The organism is Streptomyces cellostaticus (assembly GCF_001513965.1).
Lineage (GTDB): Bacteria > Actinomycetota > Actinomycetes > Streptomycetales > Streptomycetaceae > Streptomyces > Streptomyces cellostaticus.
The window spans coordinates 585,266-609,245 of the sequence record NZ_KQ948016.1; the positions used below are offsets into that span (position 1 = coordinate 585,266).

Sequence of the window (23,980 nt, forward strand, 5' to 3'; positions counted from 1 at the left end):
CGTGGGAATGCCTGCGGCCGCCCGTGCAGGTGCTTGCGGCTTGGGGCGTGCCTGTTGGGGTGTTGTGGGGCGGGGCCGCGCCGGGTGGTACCCGTCCTTGGTCCGGCGGACTGGTTGTTGAATGTTGCCCCCGGATTTCGCCGGCCTCTGCGGGCGGACGCCACCCGCCATGTCCCCTTGCCGTCGTACGCGAGCGCGGCCGCCCGTCCCTGGTGGGGGGAAGCGGGCCACTGAGGGGGGGTGTCAGGTGCTCGCCCAACTGGCCCAGCGGAAACAGTAGTTCATGTGGTCTTCATCCGCCGGGTTGGGTGACGTGGGGCGGGGGAATATTGCCGTGCGCATGCTCTGTCCGCACCGCCAGCCCCGTACTCCCCCCGGAGGTTGATGTGTCCGGCAGTTCCGTGTTCCGCCGTGCCCGTACCGTCGTGGCGTCCGCAGCGGCCTTCGCCGCGGCCGCGTTCGGCGTGTGGACCGGGCTCGGCGGTGAGTCCGCGCACGCCGCGGGCGCCGTCCCCAGCCCGGACCACGTGGTCGTCGTGGTCTTCGAGAACCACGCCTACAGCCAGGTCATCGGCTCCTCCAGCGCCCCGTACATCAACTCGCTCAAGTCCGGCGGCGCCAACCTCACCCAGTCCTACGGCATCACCCACCCCAGCCAGCCCAACTACCTCGCGATGTTCTCCGGCTCCACCCAGGGCATCACGGACGACAGCTGCTACACCCCCGGCTTCTCCTCCGCCCCGAACCTGGCCTCCGAGCAGCTCGCCGCGGGACGCACCTGGGCCAGCTACAACGAGTCGCTTCCCAGCCAGGGCTCGACCACGTGCAGCAGCGGCAACTACGCCCGCAAGCACAACCCGTGGTTCGCCTTCAGCAACGTGCCGACCTCGAGCGCCAAGACCTTCGCCCAGTTCCCGACGGACTACTCGACGCTGCCTCAGATGTCGTTCGTGGTCCCGAACCTGTGCAGCGACATGCACGACTGCTCGGTGTCGACCGGTGACACCTGGCTGCAGAACAACCTCGGTGCCTACGCCACCTGGGCCAAGACCCACAACAGCCTGCTCGTCGTTACCTTCGACGAGGACAACCGGCTCAGCGGCAACCGGATCCCGACGGTCCTGTACGGCCAGCCGGTCACCGCGGGGTCGTCGTCCTCCACCACCTACAACCACTACAACCTGCTGCGCACCCTGGAGGACACCCAGGGCCTGACCACGCACGCGGGCAACGCCGCGTCCGCCTCGGACATCTCCGGCATCTGGGCGCCCTGACGTGTACGTAGCGGACAGCCGCGCGAGCAACCCGAGCGCACCGGCGTCCGCGGAAGGCGCCGCCCGGCCCACAGCCGGGCGGCGCCGTGCCGCGGTCGCCCCCACCGTGCTCGCCCTCGGCACGGTCAGCCTGGTCACCGACGTGTCGTCCGAGATGGTCACGGCGGTGCTGCCGCTGTACCTGGTGACCGGCCTCGGCCTGTCACCGCTGGGCTTCGGCCTGCTGGACGGCATCTACAACGGCTTCTCGGCGGTCGTGCGGCTGGTGGGCGGGCATCTGGCCGACCGGGGCGGGGGCCGGCACAAGTGGGTGGCCGGGCTCGGCTACGGCGTCTCGGCGCTGTGCAAGCCGCTGCTGCTGGTGGCGCACTCGCTGACCCCCATCGGCCTGATCCTGGCCGCCGACCGCACCGGCAAGGGCCTGCGCACGGCTCCCCGGGACGCGCTGATCTCACTGTCCAGTACGCCGGAGAACCGGGGGCGCGCCTTCGGGGTGCACCGGGCGATGGACACCGCAGGTGCCCTGCTCGGGCCGCTGGTGGCCTTCCTGATCCTGCGGGCCACCGTGGACGGCTACGACGCGGTGTTCACGGTCAGCTTCTGTGTGGCGGTGCTCGGGGTGCTGGTGCTGGTGCTCTTCGTGCCGGGTGGCCGCGGGGAGCGTGCCGGGGACGGTGCGCGCCCCACCCTGCGCGCCGCCGTGGGACTGCTGCGCCGCCGCGACCTGCGCCGTATCACCCTCTGTGCCCTGCTGCTGGGTCTGGCCACGGTCAGCGACTCCTTCGTCTATCTGCTGCTGCAACGCCGCCTGGGCGTCCCCGACCGCTGGTTCGCGCTGCTGCCGCTCGGCACGGCGGCCGCCTTCCTGCTGCTGGCCATGCCGCTGGGCCGGCTGGCGGACCGGGTGGGCCGGTGGGCCGTCTTCCTGGCCGGTCACGGGGCCCTTCTCGTGGCGTACGCGCTGCTGCTCACCTCCTGGCACGGTTCGGCTCTGCCGTACGTCGTCCTGGCCCTGCACGGCGGGTTCTACGCGGCCACCGACGGCGTGCTGATGGCGGCGGCCTCGGAGGGCGTGCCGGAGGCTCTGCGCTCGTCCGGCCTGGCCTTGGTGCAGACCGGGCAGGCGCTGGCCCGCTTCGCCTGCTCGCTGCTGTTCGGCGCGGCCTGGACGGTGTGGGGTGACCGGGCGGCGCTGGCGGGGGCGGCGGGGGCACTGGTCGCCTGTGCAGTCTTCTCTCTGGTCGTCCGCCCGAAAGGCACCGTCACCGCATGACCGTACGCACACGCATCCTGATCCTGCTCTCGGCCGTCGCCGCACTGGTGGCGGTCGGGGTGGCGGCCGTGCTGCACGCCTCGGCGCGGGCGGAGCGCCGCAACCAGGTGCAGGCGGGCGGCCCGCAGGTCACATCCGGCACGGTGCTGCTGACCGGGCACGGGCGCATGGTGTTCCGCAACCTGGCGTGGGGCCCGCACCGCGACGAGCTGACGACGGTCCCGGAGTCCGCCCCGGCCGGCCCGCGCACCGCCTCGGGCGTCAAGTGCCTGCGCTTCTACGCAGCCTCGGGCACGGGCGTATGCCTGCAGGCGGTGCACGGCCCGGTCTCGGACACCTACCGCGCCCTGATCCTCGACTCCCGCCTGCGCACCCGGGACCGGTACGACGTCCCGGGCATCCCCTCGCGCGCCCGGGTGTCCCCCACCGGGCACTTCGCCGCCTGGACGGCGTTCGTGGGCGGTGACTCGTACGCCGGTACGAACTTCTCCACGCGCACGGCGATCGCGGACACCCGCACCGGCGAGCTGATCCCGTCCCTGGAGGCCTTCCGGATCGTCAAGGACGGTCACCCGTACCGTGCGGCGGACACCAACTTCTGGGGCGTGACGTTCGCCGCGGACGACCGCACGTTCTATGCGACGCTGGCGACCAAGGGGAGTACGTATCTGGTCCGGGGTGACCTGCGCGCGCGCACGGTCACCACCCTGCACTCGGACGTCGAATGCCCGTCCCTCTCCCCCGACGGCACCCGCATCGCGTACAAGAAGCGGGTCAAGGGTCTGCCCAAGGACGCCCCTTGGCACCTGTACGTCCTCGACCTGCGCACGATGCGCGAGACTCCGCTGGCCGAACCACGCAGCGTGGACGACCAGGCGGTCTGGAAGGACGCCCGTACGATCGTCTACGCCCTGCCCGGGGACTACGGCGCGGATCTGTACGAGGTCCCGGCCAACGGGTCGGGCCGGGCGCGGCGGATCAGTACGGCGGCCGTGTCGCCCGCGTATCTGCGCTGACCGGAGCGGCGGGCGGGGCACAGTAGGGGCCATGAACGAGCACGACAGGACCCTTCTGGCCCGGGGCCGGGTGGCGACCAGGCTGCCCGCCCAGGACCTGGACCGGGCCCGCCGCTTCTACTCCGAGGTCCTCGGCCTGGAGCCCGTCGACGAACGCCCCGGCGGGCTGCTGTACCGGTGCGGGGGCACGGACTTCGTCGTGTTCCGGTCCACGGGAGCCTCGCCCGGCACGTTCACCCAGATGGCCTGGGAGGTCGAGGACATCGAGACGGTCGTGGCGGAGCTGCGGCGGCGCGGGGTGGTCTTCGAGGAGGTCGACGTACCCGGCCTCCGCACGCGGGCCGGAATCGCCGAGATCGACGGGAACTACCCGAGCAAGGGCGCACGAGCCGAACGCGGCGCCTGGTTCCGCGACAGCGAGGGCAACCTGCTGGGTGTCGGCGAGCCGATCCGCTGAAGGGGCAGCGGCGTGACCTGGGGCGATCCGATGTCGTTGACCCTGCCATGAAGAAGATCAGCGCGCTCGCCGCGCTCACCATGGCCGGTCTTGCGCTCGCCACCCCGGCCCACGCCGACAACGGCCGCGACCCCCTCGGCCACTTCCGCGTCGCCGGCGCGAACTTCACCGGCGCCACCCTCTGCAAGGGGGCGTTCGCGCTCGTCCCCGTGGCCGCACCGTGGACCGGCAATTCGATGAACGACGCCTGCGACAACCGCCCCCACACCCACAATGCGCCCAGCGGGTCGGAGCAGCCCGGCTCCGTGTCCGACGAGCAGTGAAACGTGGGGCCGGCGTCTGCGGCCCGCCCGAGCGGCTCGCCCCGAGGGGCGAGCCGCCTTGTCGCGGGCGGGGCGGGAAGCCCGCCCTGGCCTGCCCTTACAGCACCGGCAGATTCTTCCGCAGCTCGAACGCCGTGACCTCGCTGCGGTACTCCTCCCACTCCTGGCGCTTGTTGCGCAGGACGTGACGCGGCCTCGGAGTGACCTCGCGCGATCAACGTCCATGCAGGGCTGACAGGCGCCCGAGCGGTCGTCATTGGTCGTCGTCGGTCAGCGTGGGCCACCGTTCGACGGCCCACAGACGGCCCGAGAGCGGCCCGGTTCGGGGCTCGTCAGATGTGCAGTCCTCCCAGCATCGAACTCATCGCAATGCCTTGACCTGCTGGTTGTCGAGAGACCGGGGCCCCCGACCCTGTCCCGTCCACAAGACGTCCAGGCGCGCTGTCTCGCATGCCCGACGATCTGCACGTCCGCGAGGACGGCCCGCTCCCCGGGATCGATGTTGAGACCCCAACGGACCTTGTCCGCGACCACCACCGGCTGCGCCGGCCTCATCCCTACCAGCTCGATCACAGGGTGCTGGCGACGTCGGTCAACGACTGGCCCGAGCTGATCGTTCGCTGAAGGGCAGGGCTGACCGTCGGCGTCCCCGCCTTTTGATGTCAGCCGTCCGGCGCCTTCTTGGCAAGTCAGCGCGCCGCTTCGCGGCAACTCATCGCCATCCCCATTTCTCAGGCTGCGACCCGCCGTTTTGCATATAGCCAACGGGGGCGACGAAGAGGGGATCAGCGAAGGAAACCGCCCCTCTGCCCCGTAATTGAATTTCCGAATCATCGAATCAGGAATTATTGCCGGAATCAATCAGTCCACTCTCAATTCGCCCTCAATTCAATTGAGGGGCGCGCCGCGCGCTGCTAGATTCTTCCTCGTTCGCCGGTACGGGAACTTCAGTTCAAACGCGGCGGCGGCTGCGGCCGAAACAGGAGGTCGTGTGCCACTGAAGCAAATTGCCGTGCGACTGAAGGTTTTCGATCTGGCTTGAAGTGATCAACGACACAGGCGCACGGACATGAATTCCAGTTAGCTTCATATGAATTCACACCCATGATCCAGGCGCGACAAGAAAATTCAGACCACGACCCTAGGGGGAGTTATGAATCGCACAGCAAGGATCGGCACACTCATCGGCACAGCCGCCGTGGCTATGGGATTAGGGATTACTTCAGCAACCCCGGCCCTGGCCCATAGCAGGACAGAGGCCGCCACTGCAAATCCTGTCAACGAATTCTTCGAGCCGGGATCCAAGGTACCTGACAGCATCTTCAAGCCCGGCGCCAAGTTGACAATCAAGCGGAATGCCGACTACGCACGCTCACTAAATTCTTCTACTCGCGCCCAGTCACAGAGCGGGCCAATTGATGCGGGTGAATCGTGTGGCACCACAGTGATTGACAAGACGACTGGCAGCGGAAAAACCACTCTGGTGCTGTCGGTCAGTCAGGAGCAAGCAGTCAAATACAGCGGGCAGGGCGGCATCAGTAAGGGCATGCTCTCTCTAGCCGTAGGATTTGACGTGACAAAGAGCTACAAAGTGACGAACGAGACCCGCTTCGAGGTCCCCAAACACAAGTTCGGGACCGTCGAGGCGTACACTCTCTACCGTCACTACCGGGTCCAAATCGGCTGGTGGATCGATGTGTTTAAGCCGGTTGGCGTATGCTTCAACCAGTGGGCTGAATAGTTAGCCGCCAGTAATCATGGAAGGCGAAAGGGTGACTTCTTTGGCGCAGGTGATTCGAAAATTAGCCCTAGGGGTCACTCTTTCACTTTCATGTATCGCATGCACTTCGGGAGGCGGCAGCGGGACTGGGCATGAATCATCAGCTGATCAATTCACACATCTGAGTCAACTCAAATCTATCGACTCGCGTGAAGAGCGGCTTATTGCGGATGATGAATTCCCTCCCGAACCTAAGGCGCCTAAGGTGATAGGTGAGCTCCGCAAGGGCTCTTACCGCCTGATCGCGTATATCCAGGGAGATTCATGTGGCTTTCTGGTAGCCGATGCGAAGAGCTCTGAGCGATCGTTGATCCATATTACTTCAGCGTGGCCCAGAAAGGATTCGGAAGGTAGTGAAAACTACCCTGCCGGTCCCTACAGTATCGCGTCGGGAGCAGGTGCGAGCGGATCTAGAGCATGGGTTTCGCTGGCTTGCAGCAAGTCAGCCATGGTGATCGATTACTCATCTCGCGATCGTGGATCTACTTCCGATCAGCGTGGCAACGTTTCAATCAAAGAGCATCGCAACGATCCTGGGAATCTGACTGTAATCATCGGTTCGCGAGAAGCTCGCGAAAGAATTCTTCCCAAGGTCTAACAGCGGCCCATAGCAATGTCCAAACCTTGGAGGGGCATTGCTATGGTTTCCATTTCTGGCTAGCCCGTGCCCGGAGGGACGCCGATGCTCTGGCGCATCTCGCTGAGCTGGTCCGATCGCCACGATCTGAGTGTGCACCCGTTCCAGGGACTCGCCCTCCCCGTGCGGCGGGAAGCCGCCGTCGAGACGCTTGAGGACCCCATACATCCGGTTCAGCACGCGATGGACCTTGTCAACGGCGGTGAGCACGTCGTCCGGGACCCGCATCTGCGCCTCGGAGTAGCGCGCACGGTGCTCGCGCCGCGCGTCATCCAGTCGTGACCTCTGGTCGTCCGTGACACGGCCGGCCGGCAGCCCGGAGAGGCCTGCAAGACCGCCCACAGACGGCCCACAGACGGCCCAAGGCGACTATCGCCAAAGCGAGACCCGCACGCCTCGACCGCGGGTCTCGCCTGATGTTTTGCGCGGACGCTGCTCTGACCTGCCCTTACAGCACCGGCAGATTCTTCCGCAGCTCGAACGCCGTGACCTCGCTGCGGTACTCCTCCCACTCCTGGCGCTTGTTGCGCAGGAAGAAGTCGAAGACGTGCTCGCCGAGGGTCTCGGCGACCAGGTCGCTGCGCTCCATGAGGGTCAGGGCCTCGCCGAGGTTCTGCGGGAGGGGCTCGATGCCCATCGCGCGGCGCTCGGCGTTGGAGAGGGCCCAGACGTCGTCCTCGGCGCCCGGCGGGAGTTCGTAGCCCTCCTCGATGCCCTTGAGGCCGGAGGCCAACAGCAGCGCGTACGCCAGGTACGGGTTGGCGCCGGAGTCCAGGGAGCGGACCTCCACGCGTGCGGAGCCGGTCTTGCCGGGCTTGTACATGGGGACCCGGACGAGGGCCGAGCGGTTGTTGTGGCCCCAGCAGATGTACGAGGGGGCCTCGCCGCCGGCGCCGGCCGTGCGCTCGGAGCCGCCCCAGATGCGCTTGTAGGAGTTCACCCACTGGTTGGTGACCGCGGAGATCTCCGCCGCGTGCTTGAGCAGGCCCGCGATGAAGGAGCGGCCGACCTTGGAGAGCTGGAATTCCGCGCCGGACTCGTAGAACGCGTTGCGGTCGCCCTCGAAGAGGGAGAGGTGGGTGTGCATGCCGGAGCCCGGGTGCTCGGAGAAAGGCTTCGGCATGAAGGTCGCATGCACGCCCTGCTCCAGCGCCACCTGCTTCATGACCAGGCGGAACGTCATGATGTTGTCCGCCGTGGAGAGCGCGTCGGCGTAGCGGAGGTCGATCTCCTGCTGGCCGGGGGCGCCCTCGTGGTGGGAGAACTCGACCGAGATGCCCATCGACTCCAGCATGGTGATCGCCTGGCGGCGGAAGTCCATGCCGACGTTGGTCGGGGTGTGGTCGAAGTAGCCGGAGTTGTCCGCCGGGGTGGGGCGGCTGCCGTCCAGCGGGCGGTCCTTCAGGAGGAAGAACTCGATCTCCGGGTGCGTGTAGAAGGTGAAGCCCAGGTCGGAGGTGCGGGCGAGGGCGCGCTTGAGGACGTAGCGCGGGTCCGCGAAGGACGGGGAGCCGTCCGGCATGAGGATGTCGCAGAACATGCGGGCCGTGCCGGGGGTCTCCGCGCGCCAGGGCAGGACCTGGAAGGTGGAGGGGTCCGGCTTGGCGATCATGTCGGACTCGTAGACGCGGGCGAAGCCCTCGATGGCGGAGCCGTCGAAGCCGATGCCCTCGTCGAAGGCCTGCTCCAGTTCGGCAGGGGCCACGGCGACGGACTTGAGGAAGCCCAGCACGTCCGTGAACCACAGGCGTACGAACCGGATGTCGCGCTCCTCCAAGGTCCGGAGCACGAACTCCTGCTGCTTGTCCATCTTCCGCTTCCCCATCCTTGCTGGTCAGGCCGCCTCTCCCCGGGGTGTCACCGGAGGCGGTCGGGCACCTGAGCATCACACCACAACACCATTTCACGCGCGTTGCGGACCTTGATCGCCCGGCCGACCTCGGCCTGAATGCCTTGCGTCCGGCAGGTGTACTGCTCTGCCGCCCATCTTGCCTGCTCGGACCGACATCCGTAATGGCCGATCCGCTTCCTTCGCGTTCCTTCGTGAGCGAGACCACGCCCATTCGATTCTCACATCAGCTGCAAGCTTTCACCGGGTGCCGGTCGGTCGAGCTGTGAGGAGCCCCGACCAGTGGCTGCTCCCCGCCCGCTGCCCTTCATGCGCGCGGTACGCACCCGGCTGATCGAGAAGGGCGCGGCTCCTGCCGGCATCCGCTGCGAAGTCTTCGGGCCGGATCTCTGGCCGACGCAGGGCTGAGGTCCGCCGCCTGCGGATCCACCGGGACAGACACCTGTGCAGTGGAGGTTCACGTCGCGCAGGTCGCCGTAGACGGAGATGGTGCACTGGCGGATGACGGCCTCGCGCGCAAGGTTGTTCCGCACCTGCGCCGCCACCCGCCCAGGGAGTCAGCCCCTCAGCCGCCCTGCGGCCTGCCCGGAGATGCCCAGCAGCAAGGGGCCCGTCGGATTGGCCACGATGTCCCGCACCGTCACCGGGTCCAGCGCCGCGAAGAACGCCTCCGGGGCCCGGCGCAGAGCGCCCCGCAGGCGGCAGGCGGAGTTCAGCGGATTCTTGTGAGGAAGCCCAGGGCTTCGGCCCTGAGAGGAATCGCATCCTTGTGGTCGCGGCGCGGAGCGCTGCGGTATCGCTGGTGCCTGCTCGGCCGCGAAGCGGCCGGGTGCACTGTCGCGCAGAGCCGCTGCCGTGCGCATGCGGTGATGGGTTCACTCGGTCGGGTGATGGAGGGGGAACGTGCGGCGGGGAGTCGTACGGATGTGTACGTTCGGTGATCGTGAAGCTGATGGTGCAGGTCAGGCTGCTGCCGACGCCCGTGCAGGCGGCGACACTTGAGGCGACCCTGTGTGCTTGCAACGAGGCCGCCGGATGGGCGAGCGAGGTCGTCTTCGAGAAGGACGTAAAGAGGAACTTCGCGCTGCGCGAGCACACCTACACCGAGATCAAGGCCCGGTGGAACCTGGGTGCCCAGGCCGTTCAGCATGTGATCAAGAAGGTGTGTGACGCGTACGCCACGCTGAAGGCGAACCTGAAGGCCGGGAACCTGGGCAAGCCGGGCTCGAAGCGGTACCGCCGTGCCATGGAGAAACCGATCGCGTTCCGTGCACAGGGGGCACAGCCGTACGACGACCGGATGCTGTCCTGGCAGATCGCCGAGCGCCGGGTGTCGATCTGGACGACTGGCGGGCGAGTGAAGGACGTGGCCTTCACCGCCTCCCCGGAGCAGCTGGCCACCCTGGCGCTGTACCGCAAGGGCGAGTCCGACCTGGTGTGCCGGGACGGCATGTGGTTTGTGCTGGCCACCTGCGAGGTGCCCGAAGCCGCGCTGAACACGGATCCGGTGGACTTCCTCGGCGTCGACCTGGGCATTGTCAACATCGCCACCACCAGTGACGGCGAGATCATGGCCGGACGCGAGCTCAACCGCATCCGCACCCGGGAGCGCACGCTCCGCACCAAGCTCCAGAAGAAGAACACCCCCTCCGCCAAGAGGCGCCTGAAGAAACGCAGGCGCAAGGAGGCGCGGCGGGCCAAGGACATCAACCACAAGATCGCGAAACACCTGGTGGCCGAGGCAGAACGCACCGGTCGCGGGATCGCCCTGGAAGACCTCACGGGCATCCGCGAGCGGGTACGGCTTCGCAAGCCCCAACGGGCCACCCACTCCAGCTGGTCCTTCGCCCAGCTGGGGCAGTTCATCGCGTACAAGGCCCGCAGGGCGGGGGGGCCGGTCGTGTACGTCGATCCGGCGTACACCTCGCGTACCTGCGCCGAGTGCGGGCACATCGACAGGGCGAACCGGGTCTCGCAGGCCTGGTTCGTGTGCCGGTCCTGCGGATTCGTTGATCACGCGGATCGGAACGGCTCCCGCAACATCCGCGCCAGAGCGTGGGAGTTGTGGCGACGCGGGGCCCAGTCAACGGCCCCCGCCCCACCCCCGAAACCCAAGGTTGGGGCTGGACGCAAACGCAGCATCACCGCCAGTGATGCCCGTTGTGCAAGCCCGGGACCTTAGTCCCGGGTAGTTGACGGGGCAGGGGGTCGTGCCCCAGTCGACCACGTCGCCCGTACCCTCGAAGGTGCGCACCAGCGCACCCACGGACGCGGTACGGCCCTGTTCGGTGAGGGTGAGTCCGCCGCCCCTGCCGCGGCGGGCGTCGACCAGGCCGAGGTGCTGGAGTTCCGCCACGACCTTCGCGGCGTGTGTGTAGGGCACGTCCATGTCCGCCGCGACCTGGCGGGTCGTGGGACTGGCGGCGCCGGCGACGGCGAGTCGCATGAGGACGCGCAGGGCCAGGTCGGTGGAGCGCAGCAGCCGCATACCGCGAGGGTAGGTAATGCGCATCCCGGGTTCAAATTATCCGGTTGTGATGCCCTCCCTACGGAAGAGGGCACCGTGCGCATTACGATCAGCGGGCCTCACCCTTCACGTCCCTTTCCCCCAGAAGGACTCGCCTCATGGGTTCCGCCAAGAACAGCAGCAGCGCGGCGCGCAAGGCGCGCATAGAGGAGATGCGGCGCACCGAGCGTGCCCGGGAGCGCCGAGGCCGGGTGCTGACCATCGCGGCCAGCGTGGTGGTCGTCGCCGGTCTCATGGTCGGCGGTGTGGTGCTCGTGAACTCCCAGTCCGACAAGAAGGACTCGGTGGCGAGCGGTGACGCCAAGGACTCCGGCGACTCCGGGCACTTCACCACCGGCAAGGACGGGGTCAAGACCTGGTCCGGCAAGCTGGCGCGGACGCACGTGACGACCAAGGTGTCGTACCCGATGCACCCGCCGGTCGGCGGCAACCACAACCCGGTGTGGCTCAACTGCAACGGCGACGTCTACACCAAGCCGGTGCAGGACGAGAACGCCGTGCACGCGCTGGAGCACGGCGCGGTCTGGGTGACGTACACCGCCAAGGCGGGCAAGGCGGACGTCGACGCGCTCGCGGCCAAGGTGAAGAAGACGCCGTACTCGCTGATGAGCCCGTACGAGAACCAGGCCGCCCCGCTGATCCTGTCGGCGTGGGGCCACCAGGTGGCAGTGAAGAGCGCGAGCGACCCCGAGGTGAACAAGTTCTTCGCCGCCTATGTGCAGGGTCAGCAGACGCCCGAGCCGGGTGCCTCGTGCACCGGCGGGGTCATGAAGTGAGGCGGCAGCACATCGGCTGGGTGGCGGGCACCGCCGCCGCGGTGCTCGTCGCGGCCGGCGCGATCACGTACGCGGTCGCCGAGGACGGCGGATCGGACCCTAAGACGCCCACGGCCGAGTCCGCCGACGCCGGGTTCGCGCGGGACATGGCCGTCCATCACCAGCAGGCCGTCGAGATGTCGTACATCGTGCGGGACCGCACCGACAACGAGGAGGTGCGGCGGCTCGCGTACGACATCGCGCAGACGCAGGCCAACCAGCGCGGGATGCTGCTCGGCTGGCTGGACCTGTGGGCGCTGCCGAAGGTGTCCGCCGATCCGCCGATGACCTGGATGGGCATGGGCGACATGGCCTCCGGCAAGGACGGCGCGCTGATGCCGGGCATGGCGACCAACACCGAGCTGAAGAAGCTCCAGTCGCTGAGCGGGAAGCAGGCGGAGATCCTCTATCTCCAGCTGATGACGGGCCATCACAAGGGCGGCATCCACATGGCCGAGGGGTGTGTCGCCAAGTGCACCGTCGGTGTGGAGAAGAGGCTCGCGCAGGGCATGGTCGACGCGCAGCAGTCGGAGATCCAGCTAATGGCCGGCATGCTCAAGGAGCGGGGAGCGAAAGCGCGTTCATGAGTGGAGCGCAAGCCCGTTCGTAACACCGCCGTAAGGATGAAAGGGGCAAATCGCCCCACCTGAACGTTCCTTGAGCTTCTCTTGACCTTTGCGTTCCCCTGGCATGAACGGTTCATCGAAAGAGTGGCCCCCAATCGTGTGATCCATTCGCCGGCCGATGCCGCCGCGGGCCGGTTCCGGCATCCACGACATACCGACCACTACATGCATGCGAACCGCATCGCAGGGGGTTCTATGAGATCCAACCGCGCCAAGGTGCGCGCCGGCGTGAGCATGGCAGCGACACTGCCGATGATCGCCGGAGCGCTGGCGCTCGGCATACCCGCGGCGCACGCCGCGGACACCCCGGCCCGTGACGCGCTGGCGGGCACCAAGCCCGCGTGGGCCACGGCCAAGGCGGACAAGGGTGCCACCGCCGACAACGCCCAGGTCAAGGCCCGCGTCTACCTGGCCGGCAAGAACGCGGCCGGGCTCGCGGCCTACGCCAAGGCGGTGTCCGACCCCAGCTCGGCGCAGTACGGCAAGTACCTGAGCGCCAAGAAGGCGCAGGCCCGCTTCGGGGCCACCAAGGCCCAGGTGGCCGCCGTCAAGTCCTGGCTGAAGTCGGCCGGGCTCCAGGTCACCGAGGTCACCGCGCACTACGTCGCCGTCACCGGTGACGTGTCCGCCGCCGAGAAGGCGTTCGGCACGCAGCTGCACAACTTCACCAAGGGCGGGAAGACCTACCGCGCCCCCGCGAAGACCGCGTCCGCGCCGGCCGGCCTGAAGGGCGCCGTCCTCACCGTCACCGGCCTGGACAACGCGCCGCACAAGTCGACGCACGACGACCAGCTGCCGCAGCCGGACGCCGTGTTCAAGAACTCCGGGCCGTTCTCCTCGTACTACGGCTCGAACACCGCGACCACGCTGCCCGACGCCTACGGCCAGAAGATCCCGTACGCGATCAAGGGCTACACGGGCAAGCAGCTGCGCGCGGCCTACGGCGCCGGCACCTACACCGGCAAGAACGTGCGCATCGCGATCACCGACGCGTACGCCTCGCCGACCATCGCCTTCGACGCGGGCACGTACGCGCTGAAGCACGGCGACGCGGCCTGGAAGACCGGCCAGCTGCACCAGGTGCTGCCGAACAACTACACCAAGACCAAGGAGTGCGGCGCGGCCGGCTGGTACGGCGAGGAGACCCTCGACGTCCAGGCCGTGCACGCCGTCGCGCCGGACGCCGACGTCACCTACGTGGGCGCCGCGTCCTGCTACGACGACGATCTGCTCGCCTCGCTCAGCAAGGTCGTGGACAACCACCTGGCCGACATCGTCTCCAACTCCTGGGGCGACATCGAGGCCAACCAGACGCCGGACCTCGCGGCCGCCTACGACCAGGTCTTCCAGCTGGGCGCGGTCCAGGGCATCGGCTTCTACTTCTCCTCCGGTGACGACGGCGACCAGGTCGCCAAGTCCGGTACGAAGCAGGTCGACACCCCGGCCAACTCGGCGTGGGTGACCGCGGTCGGCGGTACCTCGCTGGCCGTCGGCAAGGGCGACACGTACCAGTGGGAGACCGGCTGGGGCACCCAGAAGGCGACCCTGTCGGCCGACGGCAAGAGCTGGACGAACTTCCCCGGCGCGTTCACCTCGGGCGCGGGCGGCGGCACCAGCAAGAACGTGCCGCAGCCGTACTACCAGAAGGGCGTCGTCCCGGACTCGCTCGCCAAGGCCAACAGCGCCGACGGCAACCGCGTCGTCCCGGACATCGCGGCCATCGCCGACCCGAACACCGGCTTCCTGGTCGGCCAGACCCAGACCTTCCCGGACGGATCCCTGCAGTACAGCGAGTACCGCATCGGCGGCACCTCGCTGGCCGCCCCGGTGATCGCGGCGGTCCAGGCGCTGGCCCAGGAGGCGCGCGGCGGCAAGGCGATCGGCTTCGCCAACCCGACGATCTACACCAAGTACGGCAAGAAGGGCGTCTACCACGACGTCACGGACAACCCGACGGGCTCCGGCCTGGCGGTGGCCCGTATCGACTTCGTCAACGGCCTCAACGCCTCCGGCGGCCTCGCGACCTCGGTCCGCAGCCTCGGCAAGGACAGCTCGCTGTCCGCGGTGAAGGGCTACGACGACGTGACGGGCGTGGGTTCGCCTGCGGACGGGTACGTGGCGTCGTACGCGAAGAAGCACTGATCCGCTGACCGGTTCATCGCCGGTCCGCTGAGCGGAGGGGGCGTGGGGTCCTGGTGACCTCACGCCCCCTTTGCGTTATGCCGACTTCGGCTTGAGGGAGGTGATGAAGGGCGTCCAGGCGGTGGGAGCAAGGAGCAGGACGGGGCCGCCGGGGACCTTGGAGTCACGGACGGGGACGAGGGCGGGGATGCCGTCGGCGACTTCGACGCAGTCGCCGCCGCTTCCGTTGCTGTAGCTCGACTTGCGCCAGAGGGCGGCGCCGGGGAAGTCGCTCGCGACCTCGACGCACTCCCCGCCGCTGCCGTTGCTGTAGCCGCTCTTGAGCCAGAGCGCGTCACTCAAGTCGATCCGGTTGCTTGCCATTTCGGTAATCCTCTGCCGCTGACTTGATCATGGCCAGGGACGCCTTTGGCGATAGCGCGACGGCCCTGAGCTGATCGTACGACCTGCGGTACTCCCCCACGAGGGCCGGATCGTCGATGGTGTCACCGCTGTGCAGCGACTCCGTGTAGAACAACGGTGGGGCATCAGGGAAGGTCATGATCTTCGCTGTGCCGGTCATGAACGGATGCGTGCCGCACTTCCGCAGCAGAAGCTGCGGAGTGATCCGGCGGCGCTCCGTCAACTCCACGATTCGCTCGAGCTGTTCTGCCATTTCCTGCGGAGGCAGGATCGGGTCGGTGATCAGCAACTCGTGCAGGATCACCCAGTACTCCGGTGTGTGGTGATCCCTCTCGAAGAGCTGGGCGCGCGCCATCCTGGCGCTGACCTTCTCCTCCGCCTCGTCATCGAGAGACAGCGGGTGAGTCGCCAGGACCACCGCCCGTGCGTAGGCGGGAGTTTGGAGCAGCCCCGGGAAGAGGCTGGGGCACCACTCCTCGATGGCCCTGGCATGCTTCTCCGCCTCCAGGACCTGCTCGAAGTACCGGGCATGCCCAGCCCTCCGCGCATTCCGCACATCCTCGCACCGCCGCTCGAAGAACCCGTCCGTCTCCAGCACCCGATCCGCATGCCGGGCCAGATCGAGCGGCATCCTCCGCTCCCCGTGCTCGATGTCGCTCAGATACGACTTGCCGTAGAAGCTGCCCTCGAGGAACGCCTCCAACGACAACCCCGCCGCCTCCCTCTTCCACCGCAACTCCTTGCCGTAGAAGGTCGGGACGCTCATCGAGCCGTCGATGTCCTTACGCCGTACCACGCGCTCACCGCCGTAACTCACCGTGCCGTTTCCGTCGTTCGCGCCGTGGACGCGAAACGTCTTCCACGGTAGCGAGCCGGACGACACTCTGTGAGGCCTTCATCACACACCGCACAGAAGGCTGCCCGACCAGGTCGGCTCAGTGGTGCAACGTGCCGGACTGTTCGGGCACGTGGGTCGCGACCACCCGCGCCACCGGAGCGACCTCCCGGCGCCGGTCCACCGCATACGCCACACCCGCCACCGCCAGGCCCAGCACCGCCAGCCCCGCTCCGGCCACCGCGGGCGACGCGACCCCGAAGCCCGCCGCCAGGGCCAGGCCGCCGATCCAGGCGCCGCCGGCGTTCGCCAGGTTGAAGGCCGCCTGGTTGGCGGAGGAGGCCAAGGAGGGGGCCGCGGCGGCCTTCTCCATGACCATCAGCTGGAGCGGGGAGCCGGTGACGAACGCCGCCATGCCGAGCAGGGCCACCGCGAGGGCGGCGCTCCACTCGGCGCGCATCAGCACCGGGAACAGCAGCAGTACGGCCGCCAGCGAGGCCAGGCCGCCGAAGAGGGTGCCGCGCAGCGCGTGGTCCGCCAGCCGTCCGCCCAGCAGGTTGCCCGCGGTCGCGCCGACGCCGAACAGGGCGAGCAGCAGCGTCACACTGGACTCGGCGAAACCGGCGGAGTCGGTCAGCATCGGGGTGACGTAGCTGTAGGCGGCGAAGAGGGCGCCGAAGCCCGCCACCGTCGTCCCGAGGGCCAGCCACACCGGCAGCGACCGCAGTGCGGCCAGCTCGCCGCGCAGGCCCCTCGCGGGGGCGTGGGCGTGGGCGTGGTCGTGCGGGATCAACAGCGCGAGCGCGGCGATCGCGGCGACGCCGATCGCGCTCACGCCGAGGAAGGTCGCCCGCCAGCCCAGGTGCTGGCCCATCAGCGTGGCGACCGGGACGCCCACGACGTTGGCGACGGTCAGACCGAGGAACATCAGGGACACGGAACGGGCCTTGCGCTCCGGCGCGACCAGGTTCGTGGCGACGACCGCGCCCACGCCGAAGAAGGCGCCGTGCGGCAGGCCGCTGAGGAAGCGGGCGGCGAGCAGCGAGTCGTAGCCGGGGGCGAGCGCGGAGAGTGCGTTGCCCGCGACGAACAGGGCCATGAGGGCCATCAGGACCTTGCGGCGGGACATCCGCGCGGTCACGGCGGCCAGCAGCGGGGCGCCGATGACGACGCCCAGCGCGTACGCCGAGACCAGGTGCCCGGTGGTGGGGAGGGAGATGTGCAGGTCGTCCGCGACGTCGGGCAACAGGCCCATCATCACGAACTCGGTCGTACCGATACCGAAAGCGCCGACGGCCAGGGCGAGCAGGGCCAGGGGCATGAAGGGCCTGTGCCTTTCAGGGGAGAGGGAGGTTCCGTCCAGTTTATGTTCAGCCACGGAACAAAGCCTCTCGGGCCCGGTATTCCAGCCGGTTACGAGGACGTGTCCAGCGTCACACGGGCAGCCACCGGAAGGTGGTCGCTGTTCGTGCGCGGCAGGGTCCAGGAACTCTTCGGCTCGACGCCCTTCACCATGATCTGGTCGATCCGCGCCATCGGGAACGACGCCGGCCAGCTGAACCCGAAGCCGCTGCCCGCCGCGCCCTGCGTGGAGCGCAGCTGCGAGGTGACGGCGTTGAGCGAGCGGTCGTTCATCGTGCCGTTCAGATCGCCGAGCAGCACGACCCGCTTCAGCGTCTCGTCGGCGATCGCCTCGCCGAGCGCGTCGGCACTCTTGTCCCGCTGCCGGGCGGTGAATCCGGCCTCCACCTTCACCCGGACCGAGGGCATATGGGCGACGTAGACCGCGAGCGGGCCCTTGGGGGTCGCCACGGTCGCGCGCATCGCGCGCTCCCAGCCGAGCTTGATGTCGACGGCCTTGACGTCGCTCATCGGGTACTTGCTCCACAGGCCGACCGTGCCGACCACCGCGTGGTACCGGTACGTCGACGCGAGCGCCTGCTCGTACACCGGGACGGCGGACGCGGGCAGTTCCTCCAGGGCCAGCAGGTCCGCGCCGGAGGAGGCGACGTCCCGGGCGGTCGCGGACGGATCGGGGTTGTCGGCGTTGACGTTGTGGGTGGCCACCATGAGGTCGCCGCCGCCGGCCGTCTTGTCGGTGAGCAGCCCGCCGAAGAGGTTCAGCCACACGATGGCCGGCAGGAGGACAGCGATCAGAGCGGTGGCCGACTTACGGATCAGGCCGAAGACCAGCAGCACCGGGATGAGCAGGCCCAGCCAGGGCAGGAACGTCTCTGTGAGACTGCCGAGGTTGCCGACCGTGTTGGGCACCCGCGAGTGCATGAGCATCACCAGGGCCAGCAGCAGCGCGAGCACGGCGAGGACGATGCCCCGGCGCCAGATGCGCGGATCGCCGCGCCAGCCGGCCAGCAGGCGACGCATCAGGCGCCGAAGCCGGGATCCCGGTCGCTCGGGCCCCGAGCCGCCGTTGTCCGTCTCCGTCATGTACGCCTGCTGCGCCATACCGTCTGCCTCACTGCCTGCCGTGCACACACCGTCGTCCCCCCGTGCTCTTCCGACCCTAGGGGATGATCGGCTCCGATCCCGCCGTCCCATGACGGCCGTACGGAAGACGAGGACGAACGAGGCGGGGCTGGGGGTTCCGGTTACCCCCCGAACGGGCGCGGTCTGTGACGAAACGCGCACATTAGTGCGACGAGGATGTCGAGCTGACGGGTCGTAGGCCTTCCAGGACCGTGTCGACGATCTCCTCGGAGAGACCTTCGGGCAGGTCGGCGTCGGGGCGCATGACGGAACGGACGAGCATGGGGCCGACGAACATGTCGTTGGCCAGCTCCAGGTCGACGTCGGCACGCAGTTCACCGTTCAACTGCCCTCGGCGCAGCACGTCGAGGCCGAGGTTGCGCCGGGGCACTATGACGTTCGCGTGGTACGCCGCCCAGATCCTGGGGCTGCTCTTCATCTGGGCGTGCACGTTGTGCAGGATCACCGAGGAACGGCTGACCAGGCCGCGCCGGCGCAGGGATTCGAGCAGCACGACGAGGTCGTCGCGCATGGACGTGCCGGGGAGTTCGGGGTCGGGGGGCTCCGCGGCGCGCAGGACGTCGACGAAGAGCTCCTCCTTGCCGCTCCAGCGGCGGTAGATGGTGGCCTTGCCGACCCCGGCCGTGCGCGCGACGCGCTCGATGGAGAGTTCGGCAAGGGGTACGCCGTCCTCCAGGAGCTTCATCACGCCCTCCACGATGGCGCGTTCCACGGCCTCACTGCGCGGGCGGCCCCTGACGGGCCCGTCCGGCCGCGGCCGGCTCTCGGCAAGGCTCACTCGTCCGTCCTTTCGCTGTACTGCGGGAATTCTCCCGCAGTTGCCTCCTTCCCCCGTGGACCCACTGACTCCGGTCAGTCCGCGGCTGCGACCAATTCCTGCTCCTTCTTGTCTTCCTGACCCACCGGCGGCCTGCCCGGCAGGAACAGGGCCACCACCACGGCGCCGATCAGTGCGACGCCCGTACCGCACAGGGCGGTGATGTGCATGGCGTGCAGGAAGGCGTCGTCGGCGGGGGTGACGAGCCCCTTGCCCTGCGGGCCGAGCTTCTCGGCGATGCCGAGGGTGGCCTCGATGGACTCGCCGGCCGTGTCCCTGAGGCCGGGCGGCAGCAGGCCGAGCTTGCCCTCGATGCCGTTGCGGTACGAGGTGGAGAGCACCGAACCGAGGACGGCGATGCCGAGGGCGCCACCGACCTGGCGGAAGGTGTTGCTGAGCGCGGAGGCGGAACCGGCCTTCTCGCGCGGCAGGGCCTGCATGATGACGACGGAGGTCGGCGTCATGATGTGCGCCATTCCGGTGCCCATGAGGAAGAAGACGATCTCCAGCAGCCAGATCGGCGTGTCGGCCTCGAAAGTGGCGAACGCGGCCAGCGTCGCCGCGATCAGCACCAGGCCCGCGGTGGTCGTGGCCTTGTTGCCGAACCGCTCCACCACCAGCCGGGCACGCGGCGCGAAGATCATCTGTGCGGCGGCCAGCGGCAGCATCATCACGCCGGACTGGAGTGGCGAGTAGCCGCGCACGCTCTGCATGTAGAAGACCGAGAAGAACGTCACGCCCATCAGCGCGAAGAAGACGAGCGCGATGGCGGCCATGGCGGCCGAGAAGACCTTGTTCTTGAAGTAGGTCACGTCCAGGGACGGGTGGTCGCTGCGCTTCTCGTAGACGACGAAGCCGGCGAGGACGACGAGACCGGCGGCGATGGTCGCCAGCACCTTGACGTCGGTGAAGTCGGCCAGCTCGCCGCCCTTGATGATGCCGTAGACCAGCAGGACCAGGCCGACGACGGACAGGACGACGCCGACGGGGTCGAGACGGCCCGGCCTGGGGTCGCGCGAGTCGGGCACCAGCCACATCATCAGGGCGAGCGCGATGATCACGATCGGTACGTTGATCAGGAAGACCGAGCCCCACCAGAAGTGGGCGAGGAGCGCGCCGCCGGTGATCGGGCCGATGGCGATGGCGAGGCCGACGCCGCCGGCCCAGATGCCGATGGCCTTGGGCTGCTCCTCGCGCTCGAAGACGTTCATCAGCACGGCGAGGGTGGCGGGCATCACGAAGGCGGCACCGAGGGCCATCAGGGCGCGGTAGGCGATCAGCTGGTCCGGGGAGCCGGACTCGGCGGCGAGGGCCGAGCCGATGCCGAACACCACGATGCCGCCGAGCAGGACCTTCTTGCGGCCGAGGCGGTCGCCGACGAGGCCGGCGGTGAACAGCAGGCCGGCGAAGACGAGGGTGTAGGCGTTGATCGCCCACTCGATCTGGCTCTGGGTGGCGCCGAGGCCGGTGGGTGCCGGGGTGGAGATGGTCTTGATGGCGACGTTCAGGATCGAGTTGTCGAGCACCACGATGAGCAGGCTCAGCATCAGCACGCCGAGGATCGCCCAGCGGCGCCGGTGTACGGCTTCCGGTATCCGGGAGGCAGGGACGGAAGGTGTCATGCGTTCGAGACTACGGTCATTTCAATACGGAACCGTCTCGTATCTAATTCTTTTGCCGAGGCCTTACACAGCGGGCCGACAGCTCCGCGGGGATCACAGGGGGGTCCCCTGGCCCTGGCTGGCACGAGGTGCCACCATGGAGACGATCCGGGGACGCCGTCAGGGCGCCTCGAGATGACTGAAGGAGCCGTTGCCATGACGCAGCTTTCGGCTGCCCAGAACAAGCCTTCCGACGGCAGCAAGGCGCTGTACGGAGGGAAGGGCACCCGCCGCATCACGGTCCGCGACCTCGCCCTCGCCAAGGAGCGCGGCGAGAAGTGGCCCATGCTCACCGCCTACGACGCGATGACCGCGTCCGTCTTCGACGAGGCCGGGATCCCGGTGATCCTGGTCGGCGACTCGGCGGGCAACTGCCACCTCGGGTACGAGACGACCGTGCCCGTCACCCTCGACGAGATGACCATGCTGTCCGCGGCCGTCGTACGCGGCACGCAGCGTTCCCTGATCGTCGGCGACCTGCCCTTCGGCTCCTACCAGGAGGGTCCGGTGCAGGCGCTGCGCTCGGCGACCCGGCTGGTGAAGGAGGCCGGGGTCGGCGCGGTCAAGCTGGAGGGCGGCGAGCGCTCGCACGAGCAGATCCGGCTGCTGGTGGAGTCCGGTATCCCGGTGATGGCCCACATCGGGCTGACCCCGCAGTCCGTCAACGCGATGGGCTACCGCGTGCAGGGGCGCGGCGAGGAGGCGGCTCAGCAGCTGCTGCGGGACGCGAAGGCGGTGCAGGACGCGGGGGCGTTCGCGGTCGTGCTGGAGCTGGTTCCCGCGGAGCTTGCCGCCGAGGTGACCCGGGTGCTGCACATTCCGACCGTCGGCATCGGTGCCGGGCCGGAAACGGACGCGCAGGTCCTGGTGTGGACCGACATGCTCGGGCTGACCTCCGGTCGGATGCCGAAGTTCGTCAAGAAGTACGCGAACCTGCGTGAGGTCATGGGGAACGCCGTGAAGGAGTTCGCGGAGGATGTCGTCGGCGGGACGTTCCCGCTGGAGGAGCACTCCGTCCACTAGGCCATTGCGGAAACACCCGGGCAGCCCGTCGACCGTCCCCCGTCGGCGGGCTGTCCCCGTGTGGGGGCTGATGGCCCTGGGGGCTCCGCCCCCCAGGCTGTCGGCAGGGGTGTCGGTCGCTTGTCGGTCGTTTGTCGGCAGACACTGGCACTGTCTTCCGCATGACGCGAATCGATGACAACCCCGCCGGCGGGCGTTCCGCCGTGACCGTACGGGGACTGGTCAAGCACTACGGCGAGACCAAGGCGCTGGACGGTGTCGACCTGGATGTGCGGGTGGGCACCGTGATGGGGGTGCTCGGGCCGAACGGCGCCGGCAAGACCACCCTGGTACGGATCCTGTCCACCCTGCTCGCCCCGGACGCCGGGCAGGCCACCGTGGCCGGGTACGACGTCGTGCGGCAGCCCCGGCAGCTGCGCCGGGTGATCGGGCTCACCGGGCAGTACGCCTCGGTGGACGAGAAGCTGCCCGGCTGGGAGAACCTCTACATGATCGGGCGGCTGCTCGACCTCTCCCGCAAGGACGCCCGCACCCGTGCCGACGAACTGCTGGAGCGGTTCTCGCTGACGGAGGCCGCCAAGCGCCCGGCGAGCACGTACTCCGGTGGCATGCGGCGCCGGCTCGACCTCGCTGCCTCGATGATCGGGCGGCCCGCCGTGCTGTACCTGGACGAGCCGACCACGGGGCTCGATCCGCGTACCCGCAACGAGGTGTGGGACGAGGTCAAGGCGATGGTCGGGGAGGGGGTCACCGTCCTGCTCACCACCCAGTACATGGAGGAGGCCGAGCAGCTCGCCTCCGAGCTGACCGTCGTGGACCGCGGCAAGGTCATCGCGAACGGCGCCATCGAGGAGCTGAAGGCCAAGGTCGGCGGGCGCACACTGCGGGTCCGGCCGGTGGACGCCCTCCAGCTGCAGCCGCTCGCCCAGATGCTCGACGAGCTGGGCATCACCGGGCTCGCCACCACCACCGTCGACACCGAGAGCGGCACACTGCTGGTGCCGATCCTCAGCGACGAGCAGCTGACCGCCGTGGTCGGCGCGGTCACCGCGCGCGGCATCACGATCTCCTCCATCACCACCGAACTGCCCAGCCTGGACGAGGTGTTCCTGTCCCTCACCGGCCACCGTGCCGGTGCCCCTCAGGACACCACGCCCTCCGAGTCCCGCGAGGAGGTCGTCGCCGTATGAGCGCCGCCACCGCCACCGTCACCCCCACCACCGGCGCCGACGACGTCCGTATCCCGCTGCGCGGGCATCTGCGGCACACCGGCGCGCTCATCCGCCGCAACCTGCTGTGGATCCGCCAGGACCCCGAGTCGATGTTCGACGCCCTGCTGATGCCGGTGGTCTTCACGCTGCTGTTCGTGTACGTCTTCGGCGGCTCGATCGGGCAGGCCCTGGGCGGTGGTCAGGGGAAGTACGTGCAGTACGTCATCCCCGGCATGATCGCGATGATGAGCATGACGCTCTCCCAGGGCGTCGGCACCGGCTTCAGCCAGGACTTCAGCAGCGGGGTCATGGACCGCTTCCGGTCCCTGCCGATCGGGCGCGGCTCGGTGCTGTTCGCGAAGATCGCGGTGGAACTGCTCCGGATGCTGTTCGCCACGGCCATCCTGATGGTCGTCGCCGTCCTGGTCGGCTTCCACATCAGCAGCTGGCCCGGCCTGTTCGCGACCGTGGGTCTGGCCGCGCTGTTCGCCTCCTCGATCATGTGGGTGTTCCTCACCCTCGGTGTCGTCCTGAAGAGCGCGCAGTCCGTGCAGGCGATGGGCTTCCTGGTGCTGTTCCCGCTCCAGTTCGGCTCGTCGATCTTCGCCCCGCCCAAGTCGATGCCGAACTGGCTGCAGCACTTCACCGACTACAACCCGCTGTCCACGCTCGCGGACGCGGCCCGCGGTCTGATGACCGGCGGCCCGGTCGCCCACCCCGTGTGGGTGACGCTGGGCTGGTCCGTCGCGATCACCGCCGTGATGGCGCCGGTCGCGATCCACAAGTTCCGGACGAAGAGCTGACGTT

Annotated in this window: 24 protein-coding genes and 2 pseudogenes; 16 read left to right on the forward strand and 10 right to left on the reverse strand. The window is 68.5% G+C overall.

The window, feature by feature from the left end; all coding sequences use genetic code 11:
- Positions 1-386 precede the first annotated feature (386 nt).
- The 5 genes from AQI88_RS06225 to AQI88_RS06245 are packed head-to-tail and all read left to right on the forward strand — an operon-like array spanning position 387 to position 4,343.
- The gene (locus tag AQI88_RS06225) at positions 387-1,274 is read left to right on the forward strand and encodes an alkaline phosphatase family protein (protein ID WP_066993106.1); all 888 of its coding nucleotides are present in this window, start codon (positions 387-389) and stop codon (positions 1,272-1,274) included.
- Position 1,275: 1 nt separating this feature from the next.
- Positions 1,276-2,547, forward strand: coding sequence for an MFS transporter (locus AQI88_RS06230; RefSeq protein ID WP_208615725.1), 1,272 nt, complete (start codon positions 1,276-1,278; stop codon positions 2,545-2,547).
- Positions 2,544-3,563 carry a TolB family protein gene (locus tag AQI88_RS06235; protein WP_066993108.1) on the forward strand — a complete coding sequence of 340 codons (1,020 nt, stop codon included), beginning with the start codon at positions 2,544-2,546 and terminating at the stop codon, positions 3,561-3,563. The genes AQI88_RS06230 and AQI88_RS06235 overlap by 4 nt, the downstream gene beginning before the upstream one ends.
- 31 nt (positions 3,564-3,594) lie before the next feature.
- Positions 3,595-4,020, forward strand: a complete 426-nt coding sequence (locus AQI88_RS06240) for a VOC family protein (protein ID WP_066993110.1) — start codon at positions 3,595-3,597, stop codon at positions 4,018-4,020.
- Positions 4,021-4,067: 47 nt separating this feature from the next.
- On the forward strand, positions 4,068-4,343 hold the full coding sequence (locus AQI88_RS06245) for a hypothetical protein (RefSeq protein WP_066993113.1): 276 nt from the start codon (positions 4,068-4,070) through the stop codon (positions 4,341-4,343).
- Between the two features lie 97 nt (positions 4,344-4,440).
- On the opposite strand, the pseudogene AQI88_RS49010 reads toward AQI88_RS06245, so the two are convergent.
- Positions 4,441-4,524 (reverse strand): annotated as a pseudogene (locus AQI88_RS49010) (glutamine synthetase); the annotation flags it as partial.
- A gap of 269 nt (positions 4,525-4,793) precedes the next feature.
- On the opposite strand from AQI88_RS49010, the gene AQI88_RS45775 reads away from it, so the two are divergent.
- The 3 genes from AQI88_RS45775 (at position 4,794) to AQI88_RS06255 (ending at position 7,042) form a co-directional block, all read left to right on the forward strand.
- Positions 4,794-4,967 (forward strand): hypothetical protein, encoded by a 174-nt coding sequence (locus tag AQI88_RS45775; RefSeq protein ID WP_159050302.1) that lies wholly within the window; start codon positions 4,794-4,796, stop codon positions 4,965-4,967.
- A gap of 529 nt (positions 4,968-5,496) precedes the next feature.
- Positions 5,497-6,084: a hypothetical protein gene (locus tag AQI88_RS45780; RefSeq protein WP_159050303.1), complete on the forward strand. Its 588-nt coding sequence runs from the start codon at positions 5,497-5,499 to the stop codon at positions 6,082-6,084.
- 721 nt (positions 6,085-6,805) lie between these two features.
- The gene (locus AQI88_RS06255) at positions 6,806-7,042 is read left to right on the forward strand and encodes a hypothetical protein (protein ID WP_066993121.1); all 237 of its coding nucleotides are present in this window, start codon (positions 6,806-6,808) and stop codon (positions 7,040-7,042) included.
- Between the two features lie 166 nt (positions 7,043-7,208).
- Here AQI88_RS06255 and glnA read toward each other — a convergent pair whose 3' ends face one another.
- Positions 7,209-8,570, reverse strand: a complete 1,362-nt coding sequence (gene glnA / locus AQI88_RS06260; protein WP_066993126.1) for a type I glutamate--ammonia ligase — start codon at positions 8,568-8,570, stop codon at positions 7,209-7,211.
- Positions 8,571-8,891: 321 nt separating this feature from the next.
- Between glnA and AQI88_RS48445 the strand changes: the two genes are divergently transcribed.
- The gene (locus AQI88_RS48445; protein WP_279616530.1) at positions 8,892-9,017 is read left to right on the forward strand and encodes a hypothetical protein; all 126 of its coding nucleotides are present in this window, start codon (positions 8,892-8,894) and stop codon (positions 9,015-9,017) included.
- 149 nt (positions 9,018-9,166) lie between these two features.
- Here AQI88_RS48445 and AQI88_RS44805 read toward each other — a convergent pair.
- Positions 9,167-9,328, reverse strand: a pseudogene (locus tag AQI88_RS44805) (transcriptional regulator); the annotation flags it as partial.
- A 224-nt stretch (positions 9,329-9,552) separates the two neighbouring features.
- Here AQI88_RS44805 and AQI88_RS06270 point away from each other — a divergent pair.
- Positions 9,553-10,791, forward strand: a complete 1,239-nt coding sequence (locus AQI88_RS06270) for an RNA-guided endonuclease InsQ/TnpB family protein (protein ID WP_066993736.1) — start codon at positions 9,553-9,555, stop codon at positions 10,789-10,791.
- Here AQI88_RS06270 and AQI88_RS42680 read toward each other — a convergent pair.
- Positions 10,693-11,097, reverse strand: a complete 405-nt coding sequence (locus tag AQI88_RS42680; RefSeq protein WP_079057435.1) for an RrF2 family transcriptional regulator — start codon at positions 11,095-11,097, stop codon at positions 10,693-10,695. The two genes, AQI88_RS06270 and AQI88_RS42680, sit on opposite strands and share 99 nt — an antisense overlap.
- Positions 11,098-11,234: 137 nt before the next feature.
- Here AQI88_RS42680 and AQI88_RS06275 point away from each other — a divergent pair, with 137 nt between their 5' ends.
- From AQI88_RS06275 to AQI88_RS06285, 3 genes are all read left to right on the forward strand, one after another.
- Positions 11,235-11,912: a DUF3105 domain-containing protein gene (locus AQI88_RS06275; protein ID WP_066993131.1), complete on the forward strand. Its 678-nt coding sequence runs from the start codon at positions 11,235-11,237 to the stop codon at positions 11,910-11,912.
- Positions 11,909-12,538 (forward strand): DUF305 domain-containing protein, encoded by a 630-nt coding sequence (locus tag AQI88_RS06280; RefSeq protein ID WP_066993134.1) that lies wholly within the window; start codon positions 11,909-11,911, stop codon positions 12,536-12,538. The genes AQI88_RS06275 and AQI88_RS06280 overlap by 4 nt, the downstream gene beginning before the upstream one ends.
- Positions 12,539-12,772: 234 nt before the next feature.
- Positions 12,773-14,719, forward strand: coding sequence for a S53 family peptidase (locus AQI88_RS06285; protein WP_066993137.1), 1,947 nt, complete (start codon positions 12,773-12,775; stop codon positions 14,717-14,719).
- A gap of 75 nt (positions 14,720-14,794) precedes the next feature.
- Here the strand turns inward: AQI88_RS06285 and AQI88_RS06290 are convergent, their stop codons facing one another.
- The 6 genes from AQI88_RS06290 to AQI88_RS06315 all read right to left on the reverse strand — a co-directional run bounded on the left by AQI88_RS06290 (position 14,795) and on the right by AQI88_RS06315 (position 20,900).
- The gene (locus AQI88_RS06290) at positions 14,795-15,082 is read right to left on the reverse strand and encodes a DUF397 domain-containing protein (protein ID WP_066993140.1); all 288 of its coding nucleotides are present in this window, start codon (positions 15,080-15,082) and stop codon (positions 14,795-14,797) included.
- Positions 15,054-15,917 (reverse strand): helix-turn-helix domain-containing protein, encoded by an 864-nt coding sequence (locus tag AQI88_RS06295; RefSeq protein ID WP_244184063.1) that lies wholly within the window; start codon positions 15,915-15,917, stop codon positions 15,054-15,056. The genes AQI88_RS06290 and AQI88_RS06295 overlap by 29 nt, the downstream gene beginning before the upstream one ends.
- Before the next feature lie 139 nt (positions 15,918-16,056).
- Positions 16,057-17,277 carry an MFS transporter gene (locus tag AQI88_RS06300; RefSeq protein WP_066993143.1) on the reverse strand — a complete coding sequence of 407 codons (1,221 nt, stop codon included), beginning with the start codon at positions 17,275-17,277 and terminating at the stop codon, positions 16,057-16,059.
- A gap of 92 nt (positions 17,278-17,369) precedes the next feature.
- A complete protein-coding gene (locus tag AQI88_RS06305; protein ID WP_066993742.1) occupies positions 17,370-18,338 on the reverse strand; it encodes an endonuclease/exonuclease/phosphatase family protein in 969 nt (322 codons plus the stop codon).
- 265 nt (positions 18,339-18,603) lie between these two features.
- Positions 18,604-19,239, reverse strand: coding sequence for a TetR/AcrR family transcriptional regulator (locus AQI88_RS06310; protein ID WP_079057415.1), 636 nt, complete (start codon positions 19,237-19,239; stop codon positions 18,604-18,606).
- 74 nt (positions 19,240-19,313) lie between these two features.
- Positions 19,314-20,900: an MFS transporter gene (locus tag AQI88_RS06315; protein WP_066993149.1), complete on the reverse strand. Its 1,587-nt coding sequence runs from the start codon at positions 20,898-20,900 to the stop codon at positions 19,314-19,316.
- A 195-nt stretch (positions 20,901-21,095) separates the two neighbouring features.
- On the opposite strand from AQI88_RS06315, the gene panB reads away from it, so the two are divergent.
- The 3 genes from panB (at position 21,096) to AQI88_RS06330 (ending at position 23,976) form a co-directional block, all read left to right on the forward strand.
- The gene (gene panB / locus AQI88_RS06320) at positions 21,096-21,962 is read left to right on the forward strand and encodes a 3-methyl-2-oxobutanoate hydroxymethyltransferase (RefSeq protein WP_066993152.1); all 867 of its coding nucleotides are present in this window, start codon (positions 21,096-21,098) and stop codon (positions 21,960-21,962) included.
- 161 nt (positions 21,963-22,123) lie between these two features.
- Positions 22,124-23,152 carry an ATP-binding cassette domain-containing protein gene (locus tag AQI88_RS06325; RefSeq protein ID WP_066993154.1) on the forward strand — a complete coding sequence of 343 codons (1,029 nt, stop codon included), beginning with the start codon at positions 22,124-22,126 and terminating at the stop codon, positions 23,150-23,152.
- Positions 23,149-23,976: an ABC transporter permease gene (locus tag AQI88_RS06330; RefSeq protein WP_066993157.1), complete on the forward strand. Its 828-nt coding sequence runs from the start codon at positions 23,149-23,151 to the stop codon at positions 23,974-23,976. Before AQI88_RS06325 ends, AQI88_RS06330 begins: the two co-directional genes overlap by 4 nt.
- Positions 23,977-23,980 lie beyond the last annotated feature (4 nt).

Coding starts and splice junctions, on each gene's coding strand:
- AQI88_RS06300 (WP_066993143.1), bottom strand. CDS start 17,277: ATGCCCCTGGCCCTGCTCGCCCTGGCCGTCGGCGCTTTCGGTATCGGT.
- AQI88_RS06325 (WP_066993154.1), top strand. CDS start 22,124: ATGACGCGAATCGATGACAACCCCGCCGGCGGGCGTTCCGCCGTGACC.
- panB (WP_066993152.1), top strand. CDS start 21,096: ATGACGCAGCTTTCGGCTGCCCAGAACAAGCCTTCCGACGGCAGCAAG.
- AQI88_RS42680 (WP_079057435.1), bottom strand. CDS start 11,097: ATGCGGCTGCTGCGCTCCACCGACCTGGCCCTGCGCGTCCTCATGCGA.
- AQI88_RS06330 (WP_066993157.1), top strand. CDS start 23,149: ATGAGCGCCGCCACCGCCACCGTCACCCCCACCACCGGCGCCGACGAC.
- AQI88_RS45775 (WP_159050302.1), top strand. CDS start 4,794: ATGCCCGACGATCTGCACGTCCGCGAGGACGGCCCGCTCCCCGGGATC.
- AQI88_RS06235 (WP_066993108.1), top strand. CDS start 2,544: ATGACCGTACGCACACGCATCCTGATCCTGCTCTCGGCCGTCGCCGCA.
- AQI88_RS06255 (WP_066993121.1), top strand. CDS start 6,806: ATGCTCTGGCGCATCTCGCTGAGCTGGTCCGATCGCCACGATCTGAGT.
- AQI88_RS06240 (WP_066993110.1), top strand. CDS start 3,595: ATGAACGAGCACGACAGGACCCTTCTGGCCCGGGGCCGGGTGGCGACC.
- AQI88_RS06245 (WP_066993113.1), top strand. CDS start 4,068: ATGAAGAAGATCAGCGCGCTCGCCGCGCTCACCATGGCCGGTCTTGCG.
- AQI88_RS06275 (WP_066993131.1), top strand. CDS start 11,235: ATGGGTTCCGCCAAGAACAGCAGCAGCGCGGCGCGCAAGGCGCGCATA.
- AQI88_RS06290 (WP_066993140.1), bottom strand. CDS start 15,082: ATGGCAAGCAACCGGATCGACTTGAGTGACGCGCTCTGGCTCAAGAGC.
- AQI88_RS45780 (WP_159050303.1), top strand. CDS start 5,497: ATGAATCGCACAGCAAGGATCGGCACACTCATCGGCACAGCCGCCGTG.
- AQI88_RS06315 (WP_066993149.1), bottom strand. CDS start 20,900: ATGACACCTTCCGTCCCTGCCTCCCGGATACCGGAAGCCGTACACCGG.
- glnA (WP_066993126.1), bottom strand. CDS start 8,570: ATGGACAAGCAGCAGGAGTTCGTGCTCCGGACCTTGGAGGAGCGCGAC.
- AQI88_RS06285 (WP_066993137.1), top strand. CDS start 12,773: ATGAGATCCAACCGCGCCAAGGTGCGCGCCGGCGTGAGCATGGCAGCG.
- AQI88_RS06305 (WP_066993742.1), bottom strand. CDS start 18,338: ATGCGTCGCCTGCTGGCCGGCTGGCGCGGCGATCCGCGCATCTGGCGC.